Below are 16,284 nucleotides of genomic sequence, written 5' to 3' on the forward strand. Positions count from 1 at the left end.
CCACTGGCCCCCCGGCTTATCGAGGGCCCGGTCGCATCGTTAGACATTCCTTATTTCAATGTCAAGCGCCAGGCTAGCGCACGGGCGTCCGCGTGTGAAGACCCCTGGCCCCACCCGCCCCTCGCGGCTACCGTGGCGGCATGACCCCGTCGTCGAAGTCCGAGACGTTCCTGGAGGCCGACGGGATCGAGGTGCGCATCTCGAACCCGGACAAGGTGGTGTTCCCGGAGCCCGGCCTCACCAAGCTCGACCTCGCGCGCTACTACCTCTCGGTCGCGGACGGCGCGCTGCGCGGCGCCGGCGGCCGGCCGATGGTGCTGAAGCGCTTCGTCAAGGGGCTCTCGCAGGAGCCCTTCTTCCAGAAGCGCGTGCCGGAGGGGCATCCCTTCTTCATCGACACCGCGACCCTGCTGTACGCGAGCGGCACGTCCGCGGAGGAGGCCGTGCTCCGCAACGCCGCCGGGCTCGCATGGGTGTCCAACCTCGGCTGCCTCGACCTGAACCCGCACGCCGTCCGGGCGGAGGATCTCGACCACCCGGACGAGCTGCGTGTCGACCTCGACCCGATGCCCGGCGTCGACTGGTCGCAGATCGTGGATGTGGCCTTCGTCGCGCGGGAGGTGCTGGAGGATCACGGGCTCGTCGGCTGGCCGAAGACGTCCGGCTCGCGCGGCCTCCACATCCTCGTCCGCATCGCGCCGCAGTGGGGGTTCGCCGATGTGCGGCTGGCGGCGGAGACGCTCGCCCGGGAGGTCGAGAACCGCGCGCCCGGGCTCGCGACGGCGCGCTGGTGGAAGGAGGAGCGCGGCGAAAGCGTGTTCGTGGACTTCAACCAGAACGCCAAGGACCGCACCGTCGCCTCCGCCTACTCGATCCGGCCGCTGCCGGACGCGCGGGTCTCGACGCCCCTCGACTGGGACGAGGTGCGCGAGCGCCGGCCGGAGGAGTTCACCGCGCTGACCGTGCCGGGCCGGTTCGCGGAGGTCGGCGACCCGCACGCCGGGATCGACGGCGCCGCAGGCTCGCTGGACGCCCTGCTCGCGCTCGCCAGGCGGCTCGGGCCGGCCGAGAAGCCGCCGCGGGCCGGCGACGGCGCGGGGCGGCGCGTCTCGCAGATGCCGCTCATCGAGGTGGCGCGCACGAAGACCAAGCCGGAGGCGCTGGCGGCGCTGGACCAGTGGAAGGCAGCGCACCCGCAGGTCGCGGAGGTGCTGCACCCGGCCGACGAGCTGCTCGACGGGATGCGCGGGTCGAGCTCGCAGTGGTACCGGGTGCGGATCAACCTCCAGCACGTCCCGGAGGCCGACCGGCCGGAGCAGGGCGCCCTGGTGGCCGACTACGACCCGTGGGCCGGTCGGGAGTGGCCGGGGAGGCCCTGACGCACGCGGCGGCCGACACTCGCCGCTGTACCACCGATCCGTCACTCAGCGTCCGCCATCCACGTCGTAGGGTGAGCCCATGAAGCGCAGTTGGCCGTTTCTCGTACCCGGCATCATCCTCGCCGCGATCGGTCTCGTGTGGACGCTGCAGGGCACCGACGTGCTCGGCGGGTCCGTCATGAGCGGGTCGTCGTTCTGGGGGATCGTCGGCGTGGTCCTCCTCGTGATCGGAGTGGTGCTGATCGTCGTCGGAATCGCGCGGAGGCGTCCCCGGCGCACCGGGTGAACCGCAGGTGACGGCCGGGTGACGGCCCGGCCAACTTCCGATTCGAAGGTCCTCAGGATCCCCTGAACGGGGGTGAGTTCCGTGCGTTCCCGTGGTTCCGTATCCTGTCGTGGACGTCGATCGCAGACACTTCTTGACCCTGGCGGGCGGCCTGACGGCCGGAGCCTTCGCAGCGGGCACCGCCTTCGCCGCGCACGCCGCGACCCCCGGCGCTGCCGCCGCCTCCGTTCCGACGCTGCCCGCTCCGGCGGCCTCCGGCATCGACCACATCGTGGTCGTCATGATGGAGAACCGGTCGTTCGACCACCTCGTCGGCTGGATGCCGGGCGCGACCGGGCTGCCGAGCGGGCTCCGCTACACCGACCGGTACGGCTTCCCGCACACTCCCCACCACCTGGCCGACTTCCAGGGCTGCGGGCATCCCGACCCCGACCACTCATTCGAGGGCGGCCGCATCGAGTTCAACGGCGGGAAGTGCGACGGCTGGCTGAAGGCCGGCGAGAACGACGACTTCTCGATCGGCTACTACGCCCAGGCGGACCTCGGCTTCTGGGGACAGGCGGGCCCGCAGTGGACGGTGTGCGACCAGTACTTCGCCGCCACCCTCGCCGAGACGTACCCGAACCGCTTCTACATGCACGCCGCGCAGACCGACCGCCTGCACAACTCGACGGCGACGGCGACGATGCCGACCATCTGGGACTCGCTCGCGGCGGCCGGCGTCAGCGGCAAGTACTACTTCAGCGACGTCCCGTTTCTCGCGCTCTGGGGTTCGAAGTACCTCGGCATCTCGCACCCCTACTCCGCCTTCCTCGCGGACTGCGCGAGCGGCTCGCTGCCGGCGGTGTCGTTCGTCGATCCCCGCTTCGAGGATGAGGCGTCGGGGACCTCCGGCGACGATCACCCGCACGCCGACCTCCGCAGCGGCGAGCTGTTCCTCGACGAGATCTACCACGCGGTCACGACGTCGCCGAACTGGGCCAAGACCCTGCTCGTCGTCAACTACGACGAGTGGGGCGGCTTCTTCGACCATGTGGTGCCGGGCACGGCGCCCGACGCGACGCCCGCGGCCGGCACCGGGCAGCGCGGCTTCCGCGTGCCGTCCCTGGTCGTCTCGCCCCGAGCCCGGCGCGGCTACGTGGCGCACGGCACCTACGACCACACCTCCGTGCTGAAGGCGATCGAATGGAGGTTCGGCCTCCCCGCTCTCACCCCGCGCGACGCGGGGGCCCGCAACATCGCCGAGGTCCTCGACTTCGCGTCCGCGCCGAACCCGACCGCGCCCGTGTACACCGTGCCGCCGTTCGTCGCCGGCCCGGCGTGCACCCCGGTCGGGCCGCCCGCCGCCGAGGAGTGGGCGCCGCTCAAACAGAAAGCCGTCGCAGAAGGGTGGACGCTCCCGTGACCTTCAGGAGAACACGCACACGCCTCATCGCGGGCCTCGCCGTCGCGGCCGCAGCGGTCGCCGGCGTCGCCGTCGCGTTCCTGCCGTCCGCCACGGCGACCGTGAGCGCCGCGACGACGGGCGCCTACCTCCCTGGCGCGAAGCACGTCTTCGTGATCAACCTCGAGAACAAGGGCTACGACGAGACCTGGGGTCCCGGCTCCGCGGCGCCGTACCTGTCGACGACGCTGCGCAGCCAAGGCGTGCTGCTCGACTCCTACTACGGGACAGCGCACAACTCGCAGCCGAACTACGTGGCCGAGATCTCCGGCCAGGGCCCGAACCCGCAGATGCAGGCCGACTGCCAGACCTACTCGCCGTTCGTCGGGAGCGGGACCGCCGCCCCGGGGCAGGCGGTCGGCGACGGCTGCGTGTTCCCGTCGACCGTGAAGACGGTGGCCGACCAGCTCACCGCCTCCGGTCGCACGTGGAAGGGGTACATGGAGGACATGGGCACCCCGTGCCGACACCCCGCCCTCGGTGCACTGGACGACACGCAGAAGGCGAAGGTCGGCGACGAGTACGCCGCCCGGCACAACCCGTTCATGTACTTCCAGAGCATCACGGGGTCGGCGGACTGCGCCACCAACGACGTCGACCTGTCGAACCTGCCGACCGACCTCGCGACCGTCGCGACGACGCCGAACCTCTCCCTGATCACGCCGAACCTGTGCGACGACGGCCACGACTCCCCGTGCGTCGACGGACGGCCCGGCGGCCTCGTCAGCGCGGACGCGTGGCTCAAACAATGGGTGCCGAAGATCACCTCGTCACCCGCCTTCAGGCAGGACGGCGTCCTCGTGATCACCTTCGACGAGTCGGACGGCCCGCAGTCGGACGCCTCGAGCTGCTGCAACGAGGGGCCGGGGCCGAACTCGGCGCTCCCCGGCATCGCGGGCCTCGGCGGCGGCCGGGTCGGCGCGCTCGTGCTGTCGCCGTTCGTGAAGGGCGGCACCTGGTCGACGACCCCGTACAACCACTACAGCCTGCTCGCGAGCATCGAGGACACGTTCGGGCTGCCCTACCTGGGCTACGCCGCGACCCCGGGGCTCAACCGCTTCGGGCTGGACGTGTACAACTTCCGCAACTGAGCGAGGGCGGTGAGGTCCTGCAGCTCCCAGGTGTTGCCGTCCGGGTCGCTGAAGGAGGCGAACTTCACACCGCCCAGCTCGCGGACCTCGCTCACGTCGGCGCCCCGGGAGATCAGCTCCGCGCGCACCGCGGCGATGTCGTCGACGACCAGATGGAGGCCGTTCACGGTGCTCCCGCCGGGTTCGCCGGTCCCCATCCCGGTGCCGAACGCGATCGAGCACGCCGACCCGGGCGGGGTGAGCTGGACGATCCGCATCCCGTTGCCGGGCGCCACGTCGTGGTCGAGGACGAAGCCGATGGTGTCGGCGTAGAACGCCTTGCTGCGGTCGACGTCGGAGACCGGGAGCGGGACGAGCTCCAGCCGCATCTCCATCAGCCGGCCGCGGCGGTCAGCCGGCGGAGGACGTCCGTCGTCAGCTTGTCGAGCGACTGGTGCATGCCCGCGTACGCGAACACCGACATCAGGCTGCGCGACCAGCCGCTCTCGGTGATCGTGAGCTCGGTGAGCCCGCCGACATCGGCGAACTCCACGACCGTTCGGATGTTCTGCGTGAAGCCCTCCGGCAGTTGGTCGTCGGGCAGCGGCACGCCGTCCTCATCGGTGATGCTCTGCGTGAATTCGAGCCGCTCCCCTGGCACGATCGCCGTGTAGACGCCACCGGTGAAGCTCTCGGCTCCGCCCTGGTACTCCGGCGCGCGCATGCTGAACACGTACGAGCCGCCTTCACGCAGGTCGACCTGCGCGGACGGCGAGGTGTAGTCCTCGGGCCCCCACCACTCGGTGACCAGCTCGGGGTCGGTCCACAGCTTCCACACGGTGGCGACCGGCGCGTTCAGGATGCGCCGCACCACGATGTCCGTCGTGTCGTTCATGAGAGTTCTCCCTGCTTTCGTGTCTTCTCGATGTGCGCGGCCAGCTTGTCCATCCGCGAGTTCCACTGACGGGCGCGGACGGACAGCCAGGTCTCCACGGCGGCGAGCGCCGAGGCGTCCAGCCGGTAGACGCGCTGCTGCGCCCGCTTCTCCACGGTCACCAGGCCCGCTTCGCGCAGCACCTTCAGGTGCTGGGAGATGGCGGACGCGCTGCTCGGGAACTCCGCGCCGATCTCCCCCGCCGCCAACTCGCCGCGTCGGGCGAGCAGGTCGACGATGGCCGCCCGGGTGGGGTCGGCCAGCGCGGCGAAGGCGGTGGTGGGGATCGTGCTCACCACTCGATATTACAGTCGAGTCTTAATTAAGGCAACACCGAAATATAGGGAGTGCTCAGTACGGCTGGACCTCGAGCTCGGTGGCGAAGGTGCGGAATCGATCACGATCGACGTGCATCTTCCAGAGGAGCTCGGCCAGGACCTCCGGGTCCTTCTGGCTGTCGCCCCGGATGATCCCGCCCGGGATGATCAGCTGCGCGACGTGGATGTCCGTCTCCCGCAGCGCCTGGTCGAGCATCTCGGCATACGCCGTCTCACCCGCGAAAGCGATCGACGTGCCCGCGAAGTGCTGCACCGGCTGAACCGCGCTGCCGCCGTTGACGAAGAGGATCGTCCCCCTGCCGAGCACCCGCATGCCCTGAAGGACCTGGTGCACCGCGGCGACCGGCCCGAGCACCGAGAACTCCAACGCGGCCTGGATGTCGTACACGGTCGACTCCAGCAGCGGCCGCAGGAAGTCCTTCGCCGGAAGCGGGTTGTAGCTGAGCACCTCGATCGGGCCGAGCTCCTGCGCGGCGAGGTCGAGCGCCTTCACGAGCGCTTCGGGATCGCGCACGTTGGCGGCGTACCCCTTCGCTGTGATCCCGTCGGCGGCGAGATCGGCCGCGAGGGAGTCGAGTCGCTCTTGGTTGCGGGAGAGGAGCGCGATGCTGAAACCTTCGCGTCCGAAGCGGCGGGCGAGCGACTCGCCGAGCTGACGGCCTGCGCCGATGATCGCCAGAGTTGTCATGCGCCCACGTTACCCGGGAGGCCCCGGCTCCCTCGACTGCGCAGAGCGTGGACCGGAAGCCAGACGGCGACTCCGAGCAGCGCCATCGCGAGAGGCACGTGGACGGCGGTGAGAGCGTCGGCCCCGCGGTCCGTGATCATGCCGCCGAGGTGCGCTTCACCGGCGACGAGGAGCACCAGGACGATGCTGCCGACGAGCAGTGCGACGCGGCGGCGCAGCCGCACGAGCGCCCAGACGGCCGTCGCCGCGGCCAGGACGAGGGTCGCCCACGCACCGACGTCGTGAACGTGCACCCAGGTCTCCGGGCGATTGTCCGAGGACAGGAAGAGCCCCGCCCAGAGCCCCTGCAGGACCACGCCGAGGGCGGTCATCCCGGAGAGGATCGCGAAGACGATCCGGCTGCTCTTCGAACTGGTTTCTGCGGTCATCGATCGTGCTCCTGCGTCTCGAGGGGTCGGGTTCGGTGAGGTGGGGCGGGCGACTCGGACGCCCACATCGAAGCTACGCGCGCCCTTCACCAGGCCCTCGGGACCCGGACCACACTCACAGAGTCCACCGCGCTCACGCACGCCGCGTCTGATAATCCGCACAAGAAGGGGCGCTGTCGCCTCGGAGTGCAACCCACTGAGACGGTCGAGGCGTCCGCGTTCGACTGCGCTGCCCGGCGACCGCCGCCTGTTCGAAGCCCGGCCGCCGGCACCGATGACGTCGGCCGGCGGCCGGGCGGTCTCACTCGGCGGTCGGGATCCACACCCGCATCAGGCTCGGCCCGCGGTTCGCCCACGCGAAGTACGGGTGGAGGCGCGCCTCGACCACCTCGGTGGGGGTACCGGCCCGGAAGTCGCCGTACGGCCACGCGCTCCGGGCCTCTATATCGGGGGCGATCCGCAGCCGCACGCTGGCCCCGTCCGGGGTGACCTCGGGCGCGAGCGCGGGGTCGAACCGGACGCTGTCGAAGTCGACCCCGGCCGGGAGATCGACGGACTCCAGCGCCAGCACCAGAGGGCCGCGCTCGACGGCGACCGACCCGCGCGCGGCGTCGATGCGGGGATGGGCCGTCACGACGCGCGGCGCGATGTCGAAGGAGACACGAACGATGTCGCCGCTGCGGAAGCTCCTCGTGAGCGTGAAGTAGCCGTCGGTCACCGCGATCGGCGTCCCGTCGGCCGACACCGCCTCCGCACCGGCCGCCCAGGCGGGCACGCGCAGCCGGAGGGTGAACTCCCCGTCGCTCAGCACCGTCACGGTCGCGCCGCCGTCGAACGGGTACCCGGTTCGGAGCTCGAACGCGACCCGGGCGCCCGAGTCGATCGTCGTGTCCACGTCGAGGTCCGCGTACTGGTGCACCTGCACCCCGTCCGTGTCCGCGGTCACGAAGTAGGCGGAGACGCTCGCCAGGGTCCGGGCGACGTTCGTCGGGCAGCACGAGACCTCGAACCACGGGGCGCGGAGGCTGGCCTCCGCCCGCTCGCTGAGCTCGTCATCCCGCGTCTCCACCCCGAGCACGCGCTGGTGGAGGGTGTTCGAGTAGTAGAAGGCGCGGCCGTCCTCGCGCGGGGAGACCAGCACGGCGTTGAGCAGCGTGCGCTCGATCAGGTCGGCGTACTTCACGTCTCCGGTCTGCAGCAGCAGCCGCCAGCTGAGCATCACGGACCCGATCGCCGCGCACGTCTCGGCGTATGCGCGGTCGTCGGGCAGCTCGAAGTCGTGGCCGAACTCCTCGTTCTGGTGGTGGGAGCCGATGCCGCCGGTGAGGTAGGTGCGCTTGGCGACCGTGTTCGCCCACTGCGTCTCGATCGCGGCCAGCAGCTCGACGTCACGGCGCTCGGCCGCCAGGTCGACCGCGCCCGACGCGAGATAGACCGCGCGCACGGCGTGGCCGCGCAGCACCTCCGCGTCGCGCAGCGGCTGATCGTCCAGGAAGTACTCGCTGCTCTGGAAGAGCGTCGTCGCGAGCGTGCGCCTGCCGCGGCGCTCGAGGAAAAGCCCCGCGAGCTCCACGTAGCGAGGCTCGTCCAGCGCTCGGCCGAGCTCCACCAGCGCCGGCTCGATCTCCGGGTGGCCGCAGACCGCCTCCCTGCCCTCGGGGCCGAATTCGCGGTAGACGTGGTCGGCGAGGCGGCGGGCGACATCCACGAGGCGGTCGTCGTGGCCGGTCCTGAAGCGCGCCACCGCCGCCTGCAGAAGGTGGCCGAAGCAGTACAGCTCGTGGCCCCATTCCAGGTCGGAGTACCGCGGACGCTGACCGTCGCGACCGAAGGAGGTGTGCAGGTAGCCGTCCGGCTCCTGCGCGGCGGCCACCCGGGCGACGAGCGACCGGTAGCGCTCCTCCAGCGCGGGATCGCCGGCGCGGCCGACCTCCCAGGCCATCGCCTCGAGCAGCTTGTAGACCTCCGAGTCCACGAACTCGATCCCGGCGTGCTCGGCCGCGACCGTCCCCGCCGCCGCCCGGTCGAAGTTGCCGATCCAGCCGATCCGCTCCATCCAGGTCTCGCAGTGGCCGATGATCGCCGACGCGTTCAGCTCCTGGCGCTCGCCCCAGAATCCGCCCACGACGCGCGCCTCCGCCAGGCTCAGCGGACGCAGCCGCGAACGGGAGGGCGCGACCGGTCCCCCGGACGTGGTCGTGACGGGCGCGGTGGCCTTCGGAAGCGTGTCGGTCATTTTTCTCCGATGGTGAGGAGGCGGGCGGTGTCGCGGTCGTGCGCAGCCGCGTTCAGGAGGAGGTAGGCGCTGGCGGTCCAGGTGTACGCGCGGTCGCGGAGGCCCTCCCCGGTCACGGCGTCGAAGTTCTCGGCGAAGCCGGACCGCTCGCAGACGCGGCGGAAGCCCGCGCTGATGCGGTCGGCGAGCGCGTCGCAGCCGGCGCGGCGCAGCCCGTACTCGATGAGAACCGTGGAGGGCGCCCAGATCGGGCCTCGCCAGTAGCCGTCGGGTTCGTACCGCGGCGACGTGACGGGCTCGGTGGCGGGACCCCACTCGGTCACGTGATCGGCGACCGTGCTGGCCAGCCGTTCGGCGATGTCCGTCGGAAGCTGCTCGCCGAGCACGATCGGGAGGGCGTTCAGGAGGCTGGTCGCGCTGCTCGGCCGGCCCGACTCGACCGAGCGGGCGACGAACACGTCGCCCGTCCACAGCTCGTCGAAGAGTGCGCGCGCCAGGCCCTCGCGGGCTTCCCGCCAGTGCCCGGACGCCTCCCCGAGCCGGTCGCCCAGCTCCGCGAGCACGTCGAGCTGCACGATCAGGAACGCCGCGAGATCCGGAGCCTCGATGACGCGGTCGGCGTCGAACGTGGTCGAGTTGTCCCAGCCGCTGTCGTTGCCGTGCTGGTAATACGGGAGGGCATGGCCGGGCGCACGACGGGAATCGAGCCAGAACCTCGTCCAGGCGGCCAGTCGCTCGTACACCGTGGCCAGCTCCACGGACGTGAAGGGTCGCGCGGTTCGGGCCTCCAGCTCGCGGAACGCCCAGCCGTGGATGGGCGGCTTGACGAAGTTGAAGAGAACCTCCGAGTGCGTCACCGAGTCCGGGAGGGCGCCCGACGCGTCCTGGTGGTCGAACGGCAGGAGGAACTGGTCGAGTGCGGCGCCGGGGTCGCTCGGCGCGAGCGCGAGGGCGTTGAAGCAGTGGTCCCAGCTCCACACCTTGTCCATCCAGTGCTTCGACATCAGGACGGCCTCCCGGCCGACGAAGCCCGCGGGGTCGACGGTGGCGGACCACATGACATAGGCGGCCTTCCGTGTCGTCGGGGACTCGTCTGCCGGACCGCGGAGGCGATCGGCGTAGCCATCGAAAGCACTCCGCTGCCGCGCCACGAGCTCGTCGAAGGTCGCCGGGGCGGCGTACGGGGCCGCCGCGGTGCCGAGCTCCTCGAGCGCGACCTCCCACCGCGCGTCGGCGCCCAGCGAGACGTGCCGCTCGCCGCTGCCCGTGAGCCCGGCGCCGACGACCTCCGCGTCTCCCCTCAGCACCGTCAGCCGGTAGCGATGGCCCGACTCGTAGCTCGTGAGCACGAACGCGCCGTCGAGGGGGTCACGGAGGAGGTAGCCGCCGGTGAAGGGGTGAGCTCGGCGGGCGCGGCGAACCGCATCCCGAGCCCGTCGCCGCGGAGGCGGAGCGCGTCGGGGCCGTCGAACACGGCGGTCACCGTCCCGCCGTCGTGCACCCACGTCAGCGCATGCGGGCTCAGCTCGACGCGGGCGTCCGCTGCCGCCCCGCCGAGCTGTGGGATCAGCCGCAGGACCGGGTGAATCCCGGTCCGGTGCGTCACCAGGTGGATGTCGTCCACCCGGCGATGCAGGCCGACGATGCGGGAGAGGTCCAGCCACGAGCCGCGCGTGGAGAACGGCACCTCGTCGATGTCGAGCGCGAGGTCTGTGTCGCCGGCCATGTGTCAGTCCTTGACCGCGCCGGCCGTGACCCCGGCTGCGACGTACTTCTGGGCGATCACGAGCAGCACGGCGGCAGGGATCGAGGCGACGACGGCGGTGGCCATGATCGCGTTCCACTCCTGGTTGTTGTTGCCGATGTACTTGTAGATGCCGAGCGTGACCGTCTGCAACGGGCCCCCGGAGTTCAGCGTCGAGGCGAAGATGAAGTCCGACCACGCCCACAGGAACGCGAACAGCGAGACCGTCACGATCGAGTTGCGGCTGACCGGCAGCACGATGCTGCGGAAGGTCCGCCACGTTCCGGCGCCGTCGATCTTCGCCGCGCTCAACAGCTCATCCGGGATCCCGGCCATGAACGCGGAGAAGATGAGCACGCCGAACGGGACGGCGAGGGTCGAATCCGCGATGATGAGCCCGCCGATGCTGTTGAGCAGCCCGAGGTTCAGGTAGATCGCGTAGAAGCCCATCGCCATGATGATCCCGGGGATCATCTGCGCGATCAGCAGAAGGAAGTTGAGCACGCCCCTCCCCCGTGGGCGCAGCTTCGCCAGCGAGTAGGCGGCCGGCGCCGAGATGGCGACGGTGAGCACGACCGTGCCGAGACCGACGAGGAGACTGGTGCCGAGGTTCGGGAGCTGGTCGTTGATGACGGCCTGGTAGCCCTCGAAGGTGGCGTGGAACGGGAACAGATCGGGCGGGCTCTTGCGCATCAGGCTCGTCGGCGTGAGCGAGACGTTGATCATCCAATAGACCGGGAAGAGCATCAGGGCGGTCAGGACGATCCCGAGCACGGTCTTCCACCAGGGTCGCTTGCCGTTCATGCGAGGTCCTGCTTTCGCTGCGTGCGGATGTAGATGAGCCCGAAGATCAAGGCGATCACGATGAGGATGTTGCCGACCGCGGCCGCCGGGCTGAAGTCGGGCAGCGTGGAGGCGAAGCCGAGCTGATACGACCAGGTCGAGAGCGTGGTCGACGCGGTGCCGGGGCCGCCGCGGGTCATGATCCAGATGATGTCGAACACCTTGAGCGTGTAGATCAGTCCGAGCAGGATCGTGATCGCCGACACCGGCTTCAGCAGCGGGAAGGTGACCCGCCAGAACTTCTGCCACGCGTTGGCGCCGTCGAGCGACGCGGCCTCGTACAGCTCGGTGGGGATGTTCTGCAGACCCGAGTACAGGATCACCAGGTTGAACGGGATGCCGATCCAGATGTTGGCGATGATCACGCTGGTCAGCGCCCAGTCGGGCGATGTGAGCCAGTTGACCGGGGCGATCCCGAACGCGTGCAGGGCGGCGTTGACCACGCCCGAGTCGCTGTTCAGCATCCACGACCAGGAGGAGGCGGACACGATCAGCGGGAGCAGCCACGGAACCAGGAACAGCGCGCGCAATGTGCCGGAGAGGCGGAAGTTCTGGTGGAAGAACACCGCCAGCACCATCCCGATCGAGAACTGGAAGACGATCGAGATGACGGTGAACAGCGCAGTGTGGATGATCGCCGGCGCGAAGGTCGGGTTCTGGAACACCTTGACGTAGTTGTCCAGTCCGACGAACGGGGCGTCGCCCATCACGAACGAGCGGACGGTGTAGTCGCGGACGCTCAGCTCGATGTTCCGGTAGAGCGGGAAGGCGTAGAACACGACCAGGTAGACGACCACCGGGGCGAGGAACGCCCAGGCGGCCCACTGGCCGCTGCGCCGCCGGGAGCGGCGCCGGGGCGGGGTGGCGGCTTTCGCCACCCCGCCGTCGGGTCGGACGGAGCCGTTCGGCGCCGTCTGGAGGGTTGTCATCGGTTTTACCTCTGTTGCTCGGTCGCGCTGTCTCGTGGCGCGGTTACTTCGTCGCGGCAGCGGCTGCCGTCTGCGCGGCCTGCAGTGCCGCCTGCGGGGTCTGCGAGCCGGAGAGCGCGTTCTGCACGGCGCCCCAGAGCTGCTGCGAGATCTTCGGGTACTTGGTGCCCAGGTTGTCGCTGGTGCGGCCCTTCGCGGCGGCGACGGCGTCCACCCACGGCTTGAGCTCGGCGTTGCCGGCCACCTGCTCCTGCTGCGCCGCCGCGGTCGGGGCGATGTAGGAGAGCGTGTTGTCGGTGTTCACGAAGCTCTTGGTGCTGGTGAGGCACTCGGCGATCTTCTTCGAGGTGGCATAGCGGGCGGTGTCCTTCTGGACCGGGATGGTCATGAACTCGCCGCCGGTCGGCGCAGGGGCCGAGCCGCCGTCGATGCCCGGGATGTTGAGGATGCCGTAGTCGATCCCGGCCGCCTTGACGTTGCCGAGCTGCCACGTGCCGTTCTCGCCGAACGCGTAGTCACCGGTGGCGAACTCCTGCCACGACGTGGTCTGCGTGTTGTTGATCACCGAGTTCGGCGCGTAGCCCTTCTTCACCCAGTCGGTCCAGAGGCTGAGCGCCTGCTGCGCCTTCGCGGAGTCGAGCTGCTTCAGGTTCGCGCCGGATCCCCAGAACCACGGCAGGAACTGGAAGCTGCCCTCCTCGGTGCCGATGGCGGAGAACGTGATGCCCTTCTTGCCGGCGGCGGTCACCTTGGCGAGCGCGTCGGTCAGGCTGGCCCAGTCCTTGACCGTGGAGATGTCCACTCCGGCCGTCGCCAGGACCTTCTTGTTGTAGTAGAGCGCGAGCGTGTTCGCGCCGATCGGGACGCCGTAGGTCTTCCCGTCGATCTGACCCGCCGCGATGATGTTCTTCTGGATGTTCGAGGTGTCGAGCTTGTTCTCGCTCGTGCTGGTCAGGATGCCGGCGTCGGCGAGGGTCGAGACGACCGGGTTGTCCACCAGGAGCAGGTCGGGAGAGCTGCCCTGCTGGCCGGCCAGGAGCGCCTTGTTCGTCAGCGCGCTGGTGTCGTAGCCGGTGCGCTTGACGGTGACGCCCGCCTGGGTGCCGCACTGCTCGACCAGCTTGGTCCAGGCGGCGGAGGCGTCGAACTGGGGGTACGGGTCCCAGAACGTGTAGGCGCCGCCCGCGCTGCTGGAGGACCCGGAGCCCGAGCCTCCTGAGCAGGCGGAGACACCGCCGATGATGGTGGCCGCGAGGACCGCGGCTCCGATGATGCGCGAGCGCTTGGTGGCGATCACAGTATTCCTCCTTGAATGATGTGCAGTTGTTCGGTGTGGTGGGACCCGGAAGCGGTGGGGTTCGAGGTTCGCTGCGTTTCGAGTCGGGTTATCGGGTGCTTCCGCGGTTCGTCAGTTCGGGTGCGATGAACCGGGTGACCGGCGCTCCTGCGAGCTCCGGGTTCGTGATCCGCCGCACCAGTTGCCGGACCGCGTTCTGGCCCAGCTGATCGGGCGAGCTCTCCACCGCCGTGTAGGGCAGCGAGAACGCTCGGCCGAAGTCCTTGGAGTAGAGGCTGACGACGGACAGGTCCGTCGGCACGCGGGTTCCGCGCGCCGCCAGCACCGCGGGCAGCGCCGCGATGGTGGCGTCGTTGTGGACGATCAGGGCGGTCGCCGTGGGGCGCGCGTCGAGGATCGCGTTGATGCTGTGCCCGATCGCCGGCTGCTGGCTCTCGCCGAAGTACGGGTGCATCTGGAGGCCGTACCGGGCGCCCCGCTCGAGGGCGGCGTCCCGGAACCGCCAGCCGTAGGCTCCGCCGCGCTCGAAGACGTGCTTCGGCGGCGAGACGACCACGATCTCCCTGTGGCCGAGGCCGTAGAGGTGGTCGACGAGCATGCGGGCCGACTCGCCGAAGTCGAGGTCGAAGACGTCGAGACCTTCGGTGTGCTTCGGAAGCCCCACCAACGCGCCGGGCTGCGGCGCCGCGCGCATGGTCTCCAGCCGCGGGTCCTCGTGGATGACGTCGAGCAGGACCACACCGTCGACCATGCCGGTCCGGGTCACCCGCTTCAGAGCTGCCGTGGCGTCCGTCTCGGTGACGAGCAGGATATCGTAGCCGAGCTCCCGCGCGGTGTCCGAGACCGGGAGCACGTACTGGAGCATGGCGGGCGCGAACTCGTCCTGGTGGAACTGGGTGAGCAGGCCGATCACCATCGTCTGGGAGGTGGCCAGGGCGCGGGCGCCGGCGTTCGCGGTGAAGCCGAGGACGGCGATCGCCTCGTCGATCCGCTCCCGGGTGGAGGGCGAGATCGTGCGCTTGCCGGAGATCGCGTACGAGACGGTGCTCGCGGACACGCCTGCGTGGCGGGCGACGTCCGAGATGGTGACTGCCACGCTGCTGCCTCCTCACCGTCGATTCGAGGGTTCGAGTCATCGAACCGGTTCGATGACTGTAGCGCGCGTTCGACCGTATTTCAAGTCGAAGCGGTTCGCTAATCCCCTCTCCTCGCCCCGATTCGGCCCGAATGTGGTGAAACGGCGCCCCAAACGCCGCATTCGGCACGAATCCCGCGCGCCTCGACGCGGCGATTCCGCACGAATGCACGAAAAGCCCGCCGCCCAACGCCCCGATTCGCACGAATGCATGAAAAGCCACCGACGCGCGTTTCCGCGCGAATGCATGAAATGCGCGCCCAACCGCGACATTCGGCACGAATGGGGTCGTTCGTCAGAGCGCGCGGGTGCTGCCCCGGTCGGTGAAGCCGGGCTCGATGAGGCGCACGATCGGTGCGCCGGCGGTCGCCGGGTCGGCAATGCGCCGCACGAGCTGCTCGACGGCGAGCTCGCCGAGCCGGTCGGGTAGCGACTCCACGGCCGTGTACGGCAGCGAGAACGCCTGCCCGAAGTCCTGCGAGAAGACGCCCACCACCGACAGGTCGTCGGGTACGCGGATCCCGCGATCGCCGAGGTACCGCGGCAGCGCCGCGATGGTCGCGTCGTTGTGCACGATCAGCGCGGTGGCCTCGGGGTGGTCGCCGAACGCGCGATCCAGTTCCTCGGTGATCCCGGGTTGACGCGAGTCGCCGGCATGGACGCTCAGCCGCAGGCCGTACCGGGCGGCCCGCTCGAGGGCCGCGTCCCGGAAGCGCCACACATAGGAGCCGCCGCGGTCCGCCACATGGCCGGGCGGGGTGACCAGCAGCAGTTCGCGGTGACCTCGCTCCGCGAGGTGGTCGACGGCCATCCGCGCCGCCTCCCCGAAATCGAGGTCGAACGAGTCGAAACCCGCGGAATCCCGCGCATAACCGATCAGGACCGCGGGTTGCGCGGCGTCGCGCAGCGGCTCGAGCCGCACGTCGTCGTAGGTGACGTCGAGCAGGACGACGCCATCGACCATGGCCGAGGAGGTGGTCCGGCGGATCGCCCCGACGAGGTCCGTGTCGGTGACCATCAGGAGGTCGTAGCCCGCCGCGCGCGCCGTCGTCGACACCGGGAGGACGTACTGCAGCATCGCGGGGGCGAACTCGTCCTCCTGGAACTGGAGGTACAGCCCCAGCACGTTGGTGTGCGCGGTGGCAAGGGCGCGGGCGCCGGCGTTGGGCGTGAAGCCGAGGACCTGGATGGCCTCCTCGATGCGCTGCCGCGTCTCCTCGGAGATGACGCGTTTGCCCGACAGCGCGTACGACACCGTGCTTCGCGAGACGCCTGCGGCCCTGGCGACGTCGCCGATCGTTGCCACTCGAGCCTCCTTCGCCGGGTCGACCACGATTCTCGCACGCGCATTCGGCACGAATCGCGGCTCCCACCCGCGCATTCCCACGATTCGGCACGAATCGCGGCCGGCACCGCCGCGCACATTCGGCACGAATCGCGGCTCTCGCCCGCGGATTCGCGCGATTCGGCACGAATCGCGGGGGTGCGTCGGGCGCGTTCGGCACGAGTGCGCGCCCGTGGGTTGTCGAACCG

17 protein-coding genes are annotated in these 16,284 nt (G+C 70.1%); 4 read left to right on the forward strand and 13 right to left on the reverse strand.

All coding sequences use genetic code 11. From position 1 onward, the window contains the following. The first annotated feature begins 140 nt into the window (after nt 1-140). The 4 genes from ACR5MH_RS13960 to ACR5MH_RS13975 all read left to right on the forward strand — a co-directional run bounded on the left by ACR5MH_RS13960 (nt 141) and on the right by ACR5MH_RS13975 (nt 4,200). Entirely contained in the window at nt 141-1,379 is a 1,239-nt protein-coding gene (locus tag ACR5MH_RS13960; protein WP_431347749.1) for a DNA polymerase domain-containing protein, read from the forward strand. A gap of 79 nt (nt 1,380-1,458) precedes the next feature. Further along, nucleotides 1,459-1,665 (forward strand): hypothetical protein, encoded by a 207-nt coding sequence (locus ACR5MH_RS13965; RefSeq protein WP_431347750.1) that lies wholly within the window; start codon nt 1,459-1,461, stop codon nt 1,663-1,665. Nucleotides 1,666-1,756: 91 nt separating this feature from the next. Continuing rightward, entirely contained in the window at nt 1,757-3,070 is a 1,314-nt protein-coding gene (locus ACR5MH_RS13970; protein WP_431347751.1) for an alkaline phosphatase family protein, read from the forward strand. Continuing rightward, nucleotides 3,067-4,200, forward strand: a complete 1,134-nt coding sequence (locus ACR5MH_RS13975; RefSeq protein ID WP_431347752.1) for an alkaline phosphatase family protein — start codon at nt 3,067-3,069, stop codon at nt 4,198-4,200. Before ACR5MH_RS13970 ends, ACR5MH_RS13975 begins: the two co-directional genes overlap by 4 nt. On the opposite strand, the gene ACR5MH_RS13980 is transcribed toward ACR5MH_RS13975, so the two are convergent. The 13 genes from ACR5MH_RS13980 to ACR5MH_RS14040 all read right to left on the reverse strand — a co-directional run bounded on the left by ACR5MH_RS13980 (nt 4,140) and on the right by ACR5MH_RS14040 (nt 16,057). Beyond that, nucleotides 4,140-4,568, reverse strand: coding sequence for a VOC family protein (locus ACR5MH_RS13980; RefSeq protein WP_431347753.1), 429 nt, complete (start codon nt 4,566-4,568; stop codon nt 4,140-4,142). The genes ACR5MH_RS13975 and ACR5MH_RS13980 overlap by 61 nt on opposite strands. Before the next feature lie 5 nt (nt 4,569-4,573). After that, the gene (locus ACR5MH_RS13985) at nt 4,574-5,074 is read right to left on the reverse strand and encodes an SRPBCC family protein (RefSeq protein WP_431347754.1); all 501 of its coding nucleotides are present in this window, start codon (nt 5,072-5,074) and stop codon (nt 4,574-4,576) included. After that, entirely contained in the window at nt 5,071-5,409 is a 339-nt protein-coding gene (locus ACR5MH_RS13990; RefSeq protein WP_431347755.1) for an ArsR/SmtB family transcription factor, read from the reverse strand. The genes ACR5MH_RS13985 and ACR5MH_RS13990 overlap by 4 nt, the downstream gene beginning before the upstream one ends. Nucleotides 5,410-5,464: 55 nt before the next feature. After that, nucleotides 5,465-6,139 (reverse strand): SDR family NAD(P)-dependent oxidoreductase, encoded by a 675-nt coding sequence (locus ACR5MH_RS13995; RefSeq protein ID WP_431347756.1) that lies wholly within the window; start codon nt 6,137-6,139, stop codon nt 5,465-5,467. Then, a complete protein-coding gene (locus ACR5MH_RS14000) occupies nt 6,136-6,567 on the reverse strand; it encodes a hypothetical protein (RefSeq protein WP_431347757.1) in 432 nt (143 codons plus the stop codon). The genes ACR5MH_RS13995 and ACR5MH_RS14000 overlap by 4 nt, the downstream gene beginning before the upstream one ends. A gap of 301 nt (nt 6,568-6,868) precedes the next feature. After that, complete coding sequence (locus tag ACR5MH_RS14005) at nt 6,869-8,803, reverse strand: glycoside hydrolase family 127 protein (protein ID WP_431347758.1); 1,935 nt, start codon at nt 8,801-8,803, stop codon at nt 6,869-6,871. Further along, nucleotides 8,800-10,152, reverse strand: coding sequence for an amylo-alpha-1,6-glucosidase (locus ACR5MH_RS14010; RefSeq protein ID WP_431347759.1), 1,353 nt, complete (start codon nt 10,150-10,152; stop codon nt 8,800-8,802). Before ACR5MH_RS14010 ends, ACR5MH_RS14005 begins: the two co-directional genes overlap by 4 nt. Continuing rightward, entirely contained in the window at nt 10,113-10,529 is a 417-nt protein-coding gene (locus ACR5MH_RS14015; RefSeq protein ID WP_431347760.1) for a hypothetical protein, read from the reverse strand. The genes ACR5MH_RS14010 and ACR5MH_RS14015 overlap by 40 nt, the downstream gene beginning before the upstream one ends. A gap of 3 nt (nt 10,530-10,532) precedes the next feature. Beyond that, nucleotides 10,533-11,351 (reverse strand): carbohydrate ABC transporter permease, encoded by an 819-nt coding sequence (locus tag ACR5MH_RS14020; RefSeq protein WP_431347761.1) that lies wholly within the window; start codon nt 11,349-11,351, stop codon nt 10,533-10,535. Then, a complete protein-coding gene (locus ACR5MH_RS14025; protein WP_431347762.1) occupies nt 11,348-12,319 on the reverse strand; it encodes a carbohydrate ABC transporter permease in 972 nt (323 codons plus the stop codon). The genes ACR5MH_RS14020 and ACR5MH_RS14025 overlap by 4 nt, the downstream gene beginning before the upstream one ends. Before the next feature lie 43 nt (nt 12,320-12,362). Further along, nucleotides 12,363-13,613: a sugar ABC transporter substrate-binding protein gene (locus ACR5MH_RS14030; protein WP_433862654.1), complete on the reverse strand. Its 1,251-nt coding sequence runs from the start codon at nt 13,611-13,613 to the stop codon at nt 12,363-12,365. A gap of 91 nt (nt 13,614-13,704) precedes the next feature. Then, the gene (locus ACR5MH_RS14035; RefSeq protein ID WP_431347764.1) at nt 13,705-14,712 is read right to left on the reverse strand and encodes a LacI family DNA-binding transcriptional regulator; all 1,008 of its coding nucleotides are present in this window, start codon (nt 14,710-14,712) and stop codon (nt 13,705-13,707) included. 334 nt (nt 14,713-15,046) lie between these two features. Continuing rightward, entirely contained in the window at nt 15,047-16,057 is a 1,011-nt protein-coding gene (locus tag ACR5MH_RS14040) for a LacI family DNA-binding transcriptional regulator (protein WP_431347765.1), read from the reverse strand. Nucleotides 16,058-16,284 lie beyond the last annotated feature (227 nt).

This window comes from Streptomyces sp. L7, assembly GCF_050990935.1.
GTDB lineage: Bacteria > Actinomycetota > Actinomycetes > Actinomycetales > Microbacteriaceae > Leifsonia.